Consider the following 12,843-nt stretch of genomic DNA (forward strand, 5'->3'; position numbering starts at 1 on the left):
GCGGAAGGCTGAGTCTGAAACTTTGCTCTCAAAGCGATGCGCGTCAACCAGTGTTCGACCCGTCGGTCGCTAACTCAAATTGCATCGTCGTCCTGGCCCGAGCATCAAACGCTTTGGCTTCATCAGTGACAATGGGCTACGGCGACCAAGCTTGGACGCGCCCGCAACTCCCCCGAGCCCCCTGATCAGTTGCGCGATGGGTGTGATTGAATCGAATCACGGGGTCGAACTTCCGTCGACGGGCATCTTGCGACTGCTGACCGGGATCGCCGCGATCTCATGACGGCCACCATGGATACGCCAGCTGAGGCGGCGTCATCCCGGCTCTGCTTCCACGCCCAGGCCGTGATTGATCGGATCATCCCAAAAAGCCAGGTATCAAGGGCTCGGGCCGATCATCTTGCGAGGCGTCGAAGTCGCTCACGGGGCAAGAGCGTTCTCGCCAATCCGTTCAGCGTAGACCCGCCCGCCGCATAACACCGCGTCGCAGTGAAATCGGCGCACCACGACGGTGAGCCGAACAGGCTTGGCAATCGCAGGTCTAGGACAGTGATTCCTGAGCGGTCAGGCCCGATCGGAGTTCTGGAAAATGGGACCGCAAATGGGGCCGACCATTTCTGACGCTCCATTAGTTCAGTAAATTCAAGGTTATAATTGGGGGTGGTGGCGGTGAGAGAGGGATTCGAACCCTCGATAGAGTTTCCCCTATACACGCGTTCCAGGCGTGCGCCTTCAACCACTCGGCCACCTCACCAGCGCACTCGGGTCGGGGGTGGTTGAGACCCCCGGCGCGGGAAGGCGCGCAATATACTCAGGGGCTCGCCGGTAGCAAGCACGTTGCGGGATGAAACCGTCGACGACCGCGCCTATATCTGCGCCAAAGCGTTTTCCGCCGCGAAAGGCCTGCCATGCTGTCGCTCCAAAAGACCCTCGACTTGCCCTCCGCCGACGCCGCCCTGCCCGGCCGCGCAGCGCCGATCCCGACGGCGGAGACCCATTTCATCAACGGTCACGCGCTGAAGGGTCCTTATCCCGAGGGTCTGGAGACGGCGATCTTCGCCATGGGCTGTTTCTGGGGCGTCGAACGCGTGTTCTGGAAGGTTCCGGGCGTCTACGTGACCGCCGCAGGCTACGCGGCCGGAATCACGCCCAACCCGACCTATGAAGAGGTCTGCACGGGTCGCACGGGCCACACCGAGGTGGTGCTGGTCGTGTTCGACCCGAAGGTCGTCACCTATGAGGCGCTGCTGAAGACCTTCTGGGAAAACCATGACCCGACCCAGGGCATGCGCCAGGGCAACGACATCGGCACCCAGTACCGCTCGGGCCTCTACGTGACCAGCGACGCGCAAGCCAGCGCCGCCGCCGAGTCGAAGGCCGCCTACCAGCAGGCTCTCTCGGCCCGCGGGCTTGGAACCATCACGACCGAGATCGCCCCGGCCGGGCCGTTCTATTTCGCCGAGGACTATCACCAGCAGTACTTGGCCAAGAACCCGAACGGCTATTGCGGCATCGGCGGCACAGGCGTGGTCTGCCCGATCGGCTTGGGAGTCCCTGGGGGCGTCGAGGGCTGATGACGCCGGAGGCGTTCGACAAGGCGTGCCTGGCCCTGCCAGGCGCGACGCTCTCGATCCAGTGGGGCGACGACCACGTCTTCAAGGTCGCCGACAAGATGTTCGCCGTCCGCGCAGCAGCCGGCGACAGCTTCTCGTTCAAGGCGTCTGACGTGGCTTTTGAGGTGCTGACCGAGTCGGGCCGGGCCAAGCCCGCGCCCTACCTTGCGCGCGCGCGATGGGTCTGGTTCGCCGAGATGAGCGGCGAGGACGAGGCGGAGGTGACCGACTGGCTGGCGACCGCCCACGCCCTCGTTGCGGCCAAGCTCCCGCGCAAGGCCAGGACCGCCCTCGGGATCATCTAGGTCTCGCCAGCCCCGACAGAGCGGTTGTCTCGATGGCCTCAAGCAGGCGCTCGTTCGTCAGGCCCGGCGTCGTGGGCGTCCATTTGGTCAGCCAGATCAGCATGCCGACCAGCAACTGAACGACCAGGCGCGGCTCACAGGGCGCGATGGTGCCGTCATCCATCCCCTCTTCCAGAAATCGCTCCAGCTTGCGCGCCAGCCGCCCGGTCCAACTGTCGATGGCCCGCTGCTGCGCCGCGTCGAGATAGGAGTGGTCGCCGAAATAGAGCTGCGGGCCATTGACGACCCCGTCTTCAAGCAGGGCGCGCAGGAACCGTCGCAGCTTGCATAACCCCGTGCCGCCGTCCGCCTCGATCGCGATCAGGATGGCTTCAAAGCGCTCGAGAGAGCGCTGGTGGCCCGCATAGGCCAGGGCCTGCTTATTGGGAAAATAGTAGTAGAGCGCCGCGTCGCGCAGATCGAGCGCGGCGGCGATGTCCGTCATGGTGGCGGCGGCGAAACCCTTGGTGTTGATGATCTCGATGGCCGCGCGGAGGATCGCCTCGCGCTTCTTCATCGACTTCTGGCTCTGCGCCAAGGGCCTGGCCTCTTCGGTCAGGACACCAGGGTCTGCGCCCTTCGACAACGGCGATCTCCTCCGCGACGCTGTCGGTTCTGCGCCGCACGAACGTCGATATGCAAACTCCGCCGTAACGCGCCGTCAATCAATCGGATAAATTCTAACTTGCGTTAGAATATCGAGACCATGTTAAGTTCGGATCTGCAACGCTCGGGATGCAAGCCCGCGCGTGCTGGGGCGATAACATGACGCAAAGCGTCTTCATCCACGGCCAGGCCAAGGCGACCGTCTCGAACGGTCCGTCTGGCCGCTGCGGATCGCCCTTCCCCAACGTCAACACGTCCGCTCTTCCCCAAAAGAAATCCGCAGTTGCTCGAGGCGGATCGGGAAGTCGCGCGGCCGATAATAAAAATCAGGGAGTATCTCATGAGAAACGTCCATCTGCTGGGGGTGTCAGCCCTGGCGCTCGCCATCGCTTCGCCGGCCTTGGCCCAGAGCCAATCGTCTAACGACAATTCCATCGCCGAGATCGTCGTCACCGCGACGAAGCGCGAACAGACCCTGCAAGACGTGCCGATCTCGGTCGCCGTCACCGGTCAACAGACGATCGAACGCGCCCAGGTGCGCGACCTGATCGACCTGCAGTCGGTCGTCCCGTCGCTGAAGGTCTCGCAGTTCAATGCGACCGGCCAGACGAACTTCGTGATCCGCGGCTTCGGCAACGGCAACGGCAACGACGGCATCGAAAGCTCGGTGGGCGTGTTCATCGACGGCGTCTACCGCTCGCGCTCGGCCGCGGCCCTGGACGACCTTCCGGAAGTCGAACGCATCGAAGTGCTGCGCGGCCCGCAGTCGACCCTGTTCGGCAAGAACGTGTCGGCCGGCGCCATCAGCATCGTCACCAAGAAGCCGCAGTACGAATTCGGCGGCAAGATCGAAGGCACCTACGGCAACTTCAACGCCCAGCAGCTGAAGGGCACGATCACCGGTCCGCTGAGCGACACCGTCGCCGTCCGCGTCTCGGGCAGCTACAACAAGCGCGACGGCCTGTTCACGAACCTGACCACCGGCAACGACGTCAACAACCGTAACCGCTGGTCGATCCGCGGCGACCTGCTGGTCGAGCCCACCGACAAGCTGTCGATGCGCTTCATCGCCGACTACAACGAGATCACCGAGCGCTGCTGCGGCGTCAGCTCGATCTTCAACGGCCCGGCCACGCTGGCCATCGGCGGCGTGCTGCGCAAGCCGATCAGCGACACGACCAAGGTCTTCGACCGCAACGTGATCTTCAACACCGACCCCGAGAACGATCTGTCGGGTCGCGGCGTCTCCGGTCAGCTGGACTATGACTTGGGCTTCGCCAAGCTGACCTCGATCACGGCCTATCGGAACCAGAAGAACGCGTCATTCCAGGACATCGACTTCACCGGCGCTGACATCTCCAACAACCGCACCGCCAACGAGATCAAGACCTTCACCCAGGAAATCCGCCTGGCGTCGAACAGCGAAGGTCCGTTCAACTGGCTGGTCGGCGGCTTCTTCCAGGACGAAAGCCTCGATACGGGCCGCACTGTCAGCTACGGCACGGACATCCGCGCCTATGCCGACGTCCTGTCCGGCGCGGTGCCTGCGACCCTGCTCGGCGCCCTGCCGCCGACGCTGCGTCCGGCCCTGACCGGTCGCTCGAACCTCTACGCGATCGAGTTCCTGCAGAGCCTGGTCACGCCGTCGATCCGTCCGGGCGCCACCTACTTCCAGGCGGGCCAAGGCATCGACGACTACTACAAGATGGACCAGCGCTCGGTCTCGCTGTTCAGCCAGTTCGACTACGAGGTCACCGAAAACCTCACCCTGACCGGCGGTCTGGCCTATCTGAAGGACACCAAGAAGGCCAAGTCGTTCGTCACCCTGAACGACCCCTTCTCGTCGCTGAACCTCGCCGCCGTGCCGCAGTTCACCGCCCTGGGCCTGCCGGGCAACATCTACAGCGCCCTGGGCGCGCTGCAGTTCTTCTACGGCAACACCACCAACCACGGCCCGGTCAACTATCCGAACGCCAACGAGTCCGGCCAGCTGAAGGGTGACAAGATCACCTACGCACTGCGCGCGGCCTATGACTTCGGCGCCATCAACGCCTATGTCAGCTACTCCACCGGCTGGAAGGCCGGCGCCTACAACCTGTCGTCCGACAGCCGTCCGCCGAACGCCAACGGCGTCGGCCGCAGCGCCAATCCGGAAGACGTCGACGTTCTGGAAGCCGGCATGAAGGCCAACTTCCCGGGCGGTTACGCCAACGTCGCGGTGTTCCAGCAGTCGATCAAGGGCTTCCAGTCCAACGCCTTCACGGGCCTGGGCTACAGCCTGGTCAACGCCGGTGAAGAATCGGTCCGCGGCTTCGAAGTCGACAGCGCCTGGCGTCCGACGGGCTGGCTGAACCTGACGGCCGCTGTCACGTACCTCGATCCGAAGTACGACAGCTTCAAGGGCGCGGCCTGCGTGAACTACGATACCGTGCGCTGCCCGGTCGATCCGACCACCGGCCGCCGTCCGAACTTCCGCGATCTGACGGGCGACGCCCCGGCGGGCATTCCGAAGTGGACGTTCTCCACCTCGGCGACCGTCAACCACGATTTCGGCGACTATCAGGCCTATGCGCGCGTCGAGTATGACTACACCAGCAAGACGCAGCTGACCGAAACCACCCCGCCGAACCTGTCGACCTACGGCCAGAACGTGGTCAACGCCAGCGTCGGCCTGACCAACACCGCCAAGGAGCTGGAAGTGATGCTCTGGGCCCGCAACCTGACCAAGGATGACGGGCTGATCTCGACCTTCCCGACGGTGGCTCAGGACGGCAGCTACAGCGGCTATCCGAACGCCCCGCGCACCTACGGCGTGACGGTCCGCAAGTCCTTCTAAGGTCTGGCGACACAGTCAAGGCGAGCGGCCCGGTCACCCGATCGGGCCGCTTTTCTTTTGCATTCGGACGGCCGGGCGCGCGCGACGACCTGACGCGTCGGCCAAGAACACGAGGCCCCCCCAAAAATCGCGTCCGACCGCGACTAAGGTCGCGGTGGCGCGCCGGCTATGACAGCGCTATCACTTTCGCGCCCGCCAGGGGCGAGAACATCAGAAAAGTAGGGATGGCATGACGACGCGGCGTAATGTGATGGCGGGCGGCTTAGCCCTGGCGACCACCCTTCTTGCCCCGCGGCCCGGCCACGCCCAACCCGTCAACGCCGATCGCGTTCGCAAGGTCCAGGACCTGCTGTCGCGAATGACCCTGGACGAGAAGATCGGCCAGATGCACCAGCCGCCAGGAGGCCGCCAGAAGGCTCTGAATTCACGGATCGACGCTGCGGCGCTGGATCTGGTGCGCAAGGGCGGTGTCGGCTCGTACCTGCACGTCGCGGGCGCCCAGTTCCTGCGGGACCTGCAGAAGGTCGCGGTCGAAGAGTCACGCCTCAAGATTCCCCTGCTGTTCGCCATCGACGTGGTGCACGGCTATCGCACGCTCTACCCGGTCCCGCTGGCCATGGCCGCGACCTTCGATCCAGAGGCCTACCGCGCCTGCGCCCGCATGGCGGCGGTCGAGACCAGCGTCGCGGGACTGCACTGGACCTTCGCGCCGATGGTCGACGTGGCCCGCGATCCGCGCTGGGGTCGGGTCGTCGAAGGCTCGGGCGAAGACGCCTATCTCGGCTCAGTGATGAGCGTCGCCCAGACCGAAGGCTTCCAGACCAGGGACATGGCCGGCCGCGATACGGTTCTGGCCTGCGTCAAGCACTTCGGCGCCTATGGCGCGGTGGCCGGCGGTCGCGACTACGACAGCGCCGACATCTCGGACCGTACGCTGCACGAGGTGATCCTTCCGCCCTTCGCCGCCGGCAAGGCCGCAGGCGCGGGCTCGTACATGACCGCCTTCAACGATATCGGCGGCGTGCCGACCACCGCCAACGCCGCGCTTGTGCGGGGCCTGCTGCGCGACAAGTGGGGCTTTGACGGCATCGTGGTCAGCGACTGGAACGCCATCGCCGAACTGATCGCCCACGGCGTCGCGGAAACCCCGGCTCAAGCGGCCGCCCTGGCCCTGAAGGCTGGCGTCGACATGGACATGGCCGGCGGGGTCTACGCCGCCCACCTGAAGACGGCGGTCGCCGAAGACCCTGCCCTCTTGCCACTGATTGACCAGGCCGTGACCCATATCCTGATGACCAAGGCGCGGCTTGGCCTGTTCGATGACCCCTACCGCTTCGGCGACGTCGCCCGCGAAAAGACGGTGATGGTTTCCGCGCCGCACCGCGCCATCGCCCGCGACGCCGCCCGCAAGGCCGTCGTGCTGCTGAAGAACGACGGCGACCTGCTGCCGCTGGGCAAGAGCGCCAAGGTCGCCGTGGTCGGGGCCCTGGCCGACGACGCCCGCAGCGCGATCGGATCCTGGAAGGCGCGGGGCGAGGAGACGGACGCCGTCACCCTGGTCTCGGCGCTGAAGACCCGCCTGCCCGGCGTCGTCTACGCCCCCGGGGCCGCGCCGCGCTCGGACGACCTGTCGGGGATCGCCGCCGCCGTGGAGGCCGCCAAGGCCGCCGATGTCACCCTGCTGGTGGTCGGCGAGGACTTCGACCACAGCGCCGAATCCCGCAGCCGCTCGGACCTCTCCCTGCCCGGTGGCCAGAAGGCTTTGGCGGACGCGATCCTGGCGACCGGGAAGCCCGTTGTTCTGCTGGTGATGGGCGGCCGACCGCTGGCCATCCCCGATCTGCTGGCCAAGGCGCCGGCGGCGCTGATGACCTGGCTGCTGGGCGTCGAAAGCGGCCCGGCCCTGGCCGACATCTTGCTGGGCGACGCATCGCCGGCGGGACGCCTGCCGATGGGCTTGCCGCGCGCCTCGGGCGCTCTGCCCGAGACCTACGCCCACTATCCCACCGGCCGACCGGCTGACCCCGACCTCGCCAAGGACACCGTGCGCTATCACGACCTGGACATCGGCCCGGTCTATCCGTTCGGCCACGGTCTGTCGTACGCCCGCTTCGCCTATTCCGACCTTTCGCTGGACAAGGCCGCCATCGGCGCCGGCGAAACCGTGCTGGCCACCGTGACCGTGACGAACACCGGCAAGGTCACCGCCGACGAGGTCGTGCAGCTCTACATGCGCGACCCGGTGGCGGCCGTTGCGCGGCCGGTCAAGGAACTGCGGGGTTTCCATCGCCTGACGCTGAAGCCGGGCGAGAGCCGGCGACTGACCTTCGCCCTCTCGGCCCGCCAGTGCGCCTTCTGGGAGGCTGGCCGTTGGCGGATCCAGAAGGGTCGGATCGACCTGATGGTCGGCGCCTCATCGGCGGATCTTCGCAGCCGGGCCGCGTTCATGATTGACGCAGACGGGTGGAGCGACACGTCGCCGGCGGCGATCAAGACGCTGGTTTCGGAATCCTGACGCCCTGGATGCTCAAAAGCGCGGCGCCTGCGCCGGTTTGTCGCACTGGTGTGACAGACTGGCGCGTTGCTTCGGAGCGTGACTCATTGGATGTGTCGCCTACTCGGCGCACCCCACCGCGTCCGACACCTTTTTGTTGAGCCGGCTGGTCCTCTTCGGAGGGCCAGCCGGTTCTCTTTCCGGTTCACGGCTTCGCCCTAAAAGGCGCATGGGCCGACCTCGCTTACAGCTTCGCGTTTCCGCCGCCCCGCTTAACCGCCCGTTTGAACACGAGCACACGCGCACCATCATGCTATCGGCCAACGCCCCGTTCAGCTTCAGCCTCAGCGCCTTTCTGATGCGCCGGGTTCTGCCCGTGGCGATCACCCTGTACCTGTGGCTGGGCCTGGTCAGCGCCTTGCAGCTGACCCATCTGACCTACTGATCAGAACGGCGCGTGTGGGGCGTAGTCTCGCTCCTGATAGTCAAACCAATCGAAGTCCGCAGGCGTCCCTGCGCCGGACATGTCCTGGCACGCCATGCCCACGAAGGCGCCCGTAAAGTTCGGCGCGCCCGGGGCGGTGGCCTCGTCGGACAGGATCGAGGCGTCGAACACTTCCGGCAGCCACTGCCACGTTCCGCCGCCCTGTCGGAAGCCGAAGCGCAGCCGCTCGAAATCCACCTCGACCCGCAGTTCGACCGCTCCCGAAGCCATCGGGATGGGCGCGGTGAAACTGTCGGTCTGAGGGCTGTCAGGCGTACAGGTCATCACGCGCAGGTGCTTGCCGACCTCGTCGTCGTGGGTGACATGCAGATAGTGGAGCTTGGAGCCGTTGTAGTAGCAGACAAGGCCCGCCGCCTGCTGGAAGTGGGCGGGCTCGAAGTCCAGGCTCGTCGCGGCCGAGTAGCAGTGCGCCTGTTGGCGTCGCGCCACCAGCGCTTGGGTGAAGACGCTGCCCAGGCTTTCGCGCCCGTAGAGGCGCAGGAAGCCCGGACGAGCGCTCAGGCTGAAGATCGTGTCCGGATGCGGCGTTCGGAGCCACTGGAAGTCGATCGGCAGGTCCGTCGCGTCGAAATCCTCTCGCACTGGCGTCATGGGCCAGGGGTGGTCATCCAGACCCGCGCCGGGCGTCTCCAGCGTGGGATCGCCAGAACCATCCAGCGTTCGCGGCCAGCCGTCAGCGTCCCAGATCAGCTTCTGGATCGCGGTCTCGCGCCCGAGCACACAGCGCCCTCGGCCGGGCAGCGGCCGCCCGCAGAGATAGACGATGTAGGTCGCGCCGTCGGCGGTCTCGATCAGGTCGCCGTGGCCGGCCCGGTGCAGCGGCGCGTGCGGGCGATCCCGCGCGGTCAGGAGATAGGTGTCGGGGTGCAGCTCGTAGGGACCGTCGATCGTACGAGACCTGGCCAGCGTCGCCGCGTGGCCCCAGCCGGTGCCGCCTTCGGCGGTCAGCAGGTAGTACCAGCCGTCGCGCTTGTAGAGATGCGGCGCCTCGGTAAGGCCGATCGGCGTGCCTTCGAAGATCACCTTGCGCTCGCCGACCAGCCGCTGCTCGGCGACCGAAAACTCCTGCAGGACGATGCCGGCGAAGCGGTTACGGCCGGGCCGGTGATCCCACAGCTGGTTGAGCAGCCACTTGCGGCCGTCATCGTCGTGGAACAGCGAGGGGTCAAAGCCGGAGCTGTTCAGGTGGATGGGATCCGACCACTCTCCATCGATGGTTTCGCAGGTGACGAGGTAGTTGTGGAAGTCGCGCAGCGACGCCCCCGACGCCCCGCCGACCGTGGTCCGCCCATAGCGCTTCACGTCGGTGAAGATCAGCCAGAACCGACCGTCGGCGTAGGTCAGGCACGGGGCCCAGACGCCGCAACCGTCGGGATCGCCCATCATGTTCAACTGGCTGGGCCGCCGCAGCGGGCGGCTGAGCAGGCGCCAGTTCCGCAGGTCCCGCGAATGGTGGATCTGCACGCCCGGGAACCACTCGAACGTCGAGGTGGCGATGTAATAGTCCTCGCCGACGCGAACGATCGACGGGTCGGGATTGAAGCCGCGCAGGATCGGGTTGCGGATCAGATCGTTGCTCATGCGGCGGCCTTGGCGGGAGCGGCGGGGTCTTTGACAAGGGTCCACAGCAGCACGGCGCCCGCGATATCGAGCACGCCCAGCGCGATGAAGAACGGGTCATAGCCGATCTTGGCCACCAGCCCGCCGATCAGCAGCGAGAACAGCAGCAGCCCAAGATTGCCCATCATCCCGGCCAGCCCCGCCACGGTGGCGACCTCGTTGCGACGGAACAGGTCCGAGGCCATGGTGATCACCGTCACCGACAGCGTCTGGTGGGCGAAGCCCCCCAGGCACAGCAGCGCGATCGCGGCGTAGGCGCTCTCGACCTTGCCGACAAACATCATGCCCGTCATCAGCACCGCCCCCAGGGTGAAGGCGATGCGGCGGGCGTTGATCAGCGACACGCCGCGCTTCTGCAGGAACATCGCGATCACCGGCCCCGCCAAGCAGCCGAGATCGGCGGCCACAAACGGCATCCAGGCGAACAGCGCGATCTGCTTGAGATCGAACCCACGAGTCTGGGACAGATAGAGCGGCACCCAGAAGGCCAGCGTGCCCCAGGTGGGGTCGGCCAGGAAGCGCGGCAGGGCGATGCCCCAGAACTGGCCTTGCTTGAGGATCGATACGATCGACGGACGCGCCGCGACCGCCTCCAGGTGGGCCTCCTGCCCTGCGGCGATCACCGCCCGCTCCTCGTCGGTCATCGACGGATGCTCTTCGGGCGAGCGGTAGAAGGCCAGCCACAGCACCACCCACACCAGGCCCATCACCCCGGTCAGCACGAAGGCGGCCCGCCAGTTCCAGGTCAGCACGGCCCAGACCACCAAGGGCGGCGCCAGCACCGAACCGATCGACGCGCCGATGTTGAACACGCCGCCGGCGAAGCCGCGCTCCTTGGCCGGGAACCAGATCGCGACGGTCTTCATCCCGGCCGGCTGGGCCGAGCCCTCGGCCAGACCCAGAAAGCCGCGCAAGACCGCGAAGCCCTGCCAGGTGTTGGCCAGGCCGTGAGCCATGGCGATCAGCGACCAGGCGACGGCAAAGACGGCGAAGCCGGTGCGCAGGCCCAAGGTGTCGAGGACGTAGCCGCAGATGGGCTGCAGCATGATCCCCAGCTGAAACGCGCTGGTGATCCAGGAATACTCGGTCACCGAGATGCCGAGGTCCTTGAGCAGCGTCGGCGCGGCCACGCCCATCGTCGAGCGCGTCAGGTAGTTGATGATCGCGCCCAGCATCACCAGGCCGATGATCCACCAGCGCAGGGCTTTCAACTTCGGCAAGGCGCTTCCCCATCAAGCCCTGAACGGCTCGTTGCTGGTACCGCTACCGCCGAAGTGGTCAGACGTCCACCTCCTTAGGTCAGACGTAGACTTTAGTCTTAGTTGTCATGAGGATGACCGGCCTTCAGCGCCTTGCTCCGACTCGACGCAGCTTTGCGCGACGTCGGCTTGCTTTCACGCTTCGAGGTCTTGCGCCGCGCCCGCGCCGCCTTTTCGGCGGACAGCTTCTCGACCGCCTGAACGTGGCGCTCGGCGCGCGCCTTGCAGCGGCCATGCAACACCTCAAGCTCCTTGTCGGTCAGCTTTTCGATGCCGATGAATGCGTCTTCGGCCTCGGTGGACGCGCGGATAAGCTCATCGAGCTTGGTTTGCAGCGCCAGGCTGTCGCGGTTCTGAGTGTTCTGGATCAGGAACACCATCAGGAAGGTGACGATGGTGGTGCCGGTGTTGATCACCAGCTGCCAGGTTTCGGAAAACCTGAAGATCGGGCCCGAGACGGCCCACGCCAGCACGACGCCCACACAGATCAGGAACGCCGGCGGGCTGCCCGTGGCCCGGGCGGTGACATTGGCGAACTTGGCGAACAGTTTGTCCACGGCGGCCTCCTTCGGCGCCGTGAAACGCTCAGGCCTCTACGCTGGCTCCAGCGGAGATCGATACAGGCACGGGCGCCGACGCCGGGCGATCGACCTCGCCGACAAAGCGGTCCGGTCCGTTCTGAGACTCGGGCTCCCAGACGAAGACGCTGGCGCAATCATGCGCCGCCGCGATCTCGCCCGCCAGCTCCAGGGCGTCGGCGTCCTCGCCGGCGCTCTCGGCGATGAAGGTCAGAGAAACGCCATCGGCGCGTTGGGGATAGAATAGATAGGTGGGCATACACTGCTCCAGCTTCACGAGCGGGAGCTTAAACTTAAGCTTAAGCTTCTTCTCTCAGTCACCAGCGCTCGAAGACACCGTTCTAGTGATGGCGTAAGCTTATCACCCGCATTGAGTTTTATCGATAGAAAAGACTCTGGGCTTATAATCACTATTTGTCGTGAACCCGACATTACTTGGCAGCCACCTCTGTCGGAATCTTCACTTCCGCTCTGCTCAAAGGTTGGCGCGCTCCCTTGCGCGAGACAAGACGCGGTTGGACGACCCTGCAAATTCCGGTGGCGAGGCGGCCGCGCCTGACTCAATCTGCAGGAACACAAGGCGACGGAGGATGCGCGATGATCGGTTACACCCTGGTGGGCAGCAACGACCTGGACAAGGCCAAGGCGTTCTATGACGACCTCTTCGGCGCGATCGGCGTCAAGCGCCTCATGGAGTTTCCGACCGGCGGCTGCGCCTGGGGTGTCGATTGGAGCAAGCCGATGTTCGGGGTCGGCAAGCCCTACAACGGCGAAGCCGCCACCTTCGGCAACGGCACGATGATCGCCCTGGTGGTCGACGAACGCGCCAAGGTCGACAGCCTGTACGAGAAGGCCATCAGCCTGGGAGCCCAGTGCGAGGGCGGCCCCGGCGTGCGGGGCGACGACGGCCCGCAGGCTTTCTACGCCGCCTATTTCCGCGACCTGGACGGCAACAAGCTGTGCGCGTTCCGCGCGGGCCCTGCGTAGT

At 65.7% G+C, this 12,843-nt stretch carries 10 protein-coding genes, 1 tRNA gene and 2 pseudogenes; 7 read left to right on the forward strand and 6 right to left on the reverse strand.

Annotation, left to right across the window (positions count from 1 at the left end; translation table 11 throughout):
• Positions 1–664: 664 nt before the first annotated feature.
• Positions 665–754: transfer RNA gene (locus J2X45_RS07235), tRNA-Ser, on the reverse strand.
• A gap of 154 nt (positions 755–908) precedes the next feature.
• Here J2X45_RS07235 and msrA point away from each other — a divergent pair.
• Together msrA and J2X45_RS07245 are read left to right on the forward strand one after the other, a co-directional pair.
• The gene (msrA, locus tag J2X45_RS07240; RefSeq protein WP_310213132.1) at positions 909–1,574 is read left to right on the forward strand and encodes a peptide-methionine (S)-S-oxide reductase MsrA; all 666 of its coding nucleotides are present in this window, start codon (positions 909–911) and stop codon (positions 1,572–1,574) included.
• Positions 1,574–1,918: an MmcQ/YjbR family DNA-binding protein gene (locus J2X45_RS07245; RefSeq protein WP_310213135.1), complete on the forward strand. Its 345-nt coding sequence runs from the start codon at positions 1,574–1,576 to the stop codon at positions 1,916–1,918. The genes msrA and J2X45_RS07245 overlap by 1 nt, the downstream gene beginning before the upstream one ends.
• Here the strand turns inward: J2X45_RS07245 and J2X45_RS07250 are convergent.
• The gene (locus tag J2X45_RS07250) at positions 1,911–2,543 is read right to left on the reverse strand and encodes a TetR family transcriptional regulator (protein ID WP_310213138.1); all 633 of its coding nucleotides are present in this window, start codon (positions 2,541–2,543) and stop codon (positions 1,911–1,913) included. The two genes, J2X45_RS07245 and J2X45_RS07250, sit on opposite strands and share 8 nt — an antisense overlap.
• Positions 2,544–2,722: 179 nt before the next feature.
• On the opposite strand from J2X45_RS07250, the pseudogene J2X45_RS07255 reads away from it, so the two are divergent.
• The 4 genes and pseudogenes from J2X45_RS07255 to J2X45_RS07270 all read left to right on the forward strand — a co-directional run.
• Positions 2,723–2,896, forward strand: a pseudogene (locus tag J2X45_RS07255) (hypothetical protein); the annotation flags it as partial.
• A gap of 7 nt (positions 2,897–2,903) precedes the next feature.
• Positions 2,904–5,399: a TonB-dependent receptor gene (locus J2X45_RS07260; protein ID WP_310213141.1), complete on the forward strand. Its 2,496-nt coding sequence runs from the start codon at positions 2,904–2,906 to the stop codon at positions 5,397–5,399.
• 229 nt (positions 5,400–5,628) lie between these two features.
• Entirely contained in the window at positions 5,629–7,914 is a 2,286-nt protein-coding gene (locus tag J2X45_RS07265) for a glycoside hydrolase family 3 N-terminal domain-containing protein (RefSeq protein WP_310213144.1), read from the forward strand.
• Between the two features lie 289 nt (positions 7,915–8,203).
• The gene (locus tag J2X45_RS07270; protein WP_310213147.1) at positions 8,204–8,338 is read left to right on the forward strand and encodes a hypothetical protein; all 135 of its coding nucleotides are present in this window, start codon (positions 8,204–8,206) and stop codon (positions 8,336–8,338) included.
• Here the strand turns inward: J2X45_RS07270 and J2X45_RS07275 are convergent, their stop codons facing one another.
• The 4 genes and pseudogenes from J2X45_RS07275 to J2X45_RS07290 form a co-directional block, all read right to left on the reverse strand.
• Positions 8,339–9,979, reverse strand: coding sequence for a glycoside hydrolase family 43 protein (locus tag J2X45_RS07275; protein ID WP_310213149.1), 1,641 nt, complete (start codon positions 9,977–9,979; stop codon positions 8,339–8,341).
• A pseudogene (locus tag J2X45_RS07280) lies at positions 9,976–11,300 on the reverse strand (MFS transporter). Before J2X45_RS07280 ends, J2X45_RS07275 begins: the two are co-directional and overlap by 4 nt.
• 36 nt (positions 11,301–11,336) lie before the next feature.
• Positions 11,337–11,834 (reverse strand): low affinity iron permease family protein, encoded by a 498-nt coding sequence (locus J2X45_RS07285; RefSeq protein WP_310213150.1) that lies wholly within the window; start codon positions 11,832–11,834, stop codon positions 11,337–11,339.
• A 28-nt stretch (positions 11,835–11,862) separates the two neighbouring features.
• Complete coding sequence (locus J2X45_RS07290) at positions 11,863–12,114, reverse strand: hypothetical protein (RefSeq protein WP_310213152.1); 252 nt, start codon at positions 12,112–12,114, stop codon at positions 11,863–11,865.
• Positions 12,115–12,452: 338 nt separating this feature from the next.
• Here J2X45_RS07290 and J2X45_RS07295 point away from each other — a divergent pair, with 338 nt between their 5' ends.
• Positions 12,453–12,842 (forward strand): VOC family protein, encoded by a 390-nt coding sequence (locus J2X45_RS07295; RefSeq protein WP_310213154.1) that lies wholly within the window; start codon positions 12,453–12,455, stop codon positions 12,840–12,842.
• The last annotated feature ends 1 nt before the right edge of the window (position 12,843 follow it).

The sequence above is a fragment of the Caulobacter sp. BE264 genome (assembly GCF_031457805.1).
In the GTDB taxonomy this organism is placed as follows: domain Bacteria; phylum Pseudomonadota; class Alphaproteobacteria; order Caulobacterales; family Caulobacteraceae; genus Caulobacter.

What these genes read in the sequence shown, in the direction of transcription:
- J2X45_RS07245 (WP_310213135.1), top strand. Translation starts at nt 1,574, where the DNA reads ATGACGCCGGAGGCGTTCGACAAGGCGTGCCTGGCCCTGCCAGGCGCG.
- J2X45_RS07295 (WP_310213154.1), top strand. Translation starts at nt 12,453, where the DNA reads ATGATCGGTTACACCCTGGTGGGCAGCAACGACCTGGACAAGGCCAAG.
- msrA (WP_310213132.1), top strand. Translation starts at nt 909, where the DNA reads ATGCTGTCGCTCCAAAAGACCCTCGACTTGCCCTCCGCCGACGCCGCC.
- J2X45_RS07290 (WP_310213152.1), bottom strand. Translation starts at nt 12,114, where the DNA reads ATGCCCACCTATCTATTCTATCCCCAACGCGCCGATGGCGTTTCTCTG.
- J2X45_RS07265 (WP_310213144.1), top strand. Translation starts at nt 5,629, where the DNA reads ATGACGACGCGGCGTAATGTGATGGCGGGCGGCTTAGCCCTGGCGACC.
- J2X45_RS07260 (WP_310213141.1), top strand. Translation starts at nt 2,904, where the DNA reads ATGAGAAACGTCCATCTGCTGGGGGTGTCAGCCCTGGCGCTCGCCATC.
- J2X45_RS07275 (WP_310213149.1), bottom strand. Translation starts at nt 9,979, where the DNA reads ATGAGCAACGATCTGATCCGCAACCCGATCCTGCGCGGCTTCAATCCC.
- J2X45_RS07270 (WP_310213147.1), top strand. Translation starts at nt 8,204, where the DNA reads ATGCTATCGGCCAACGCCCCGTTCAGCTTCAGCCTCAGCGCCTTTCTG.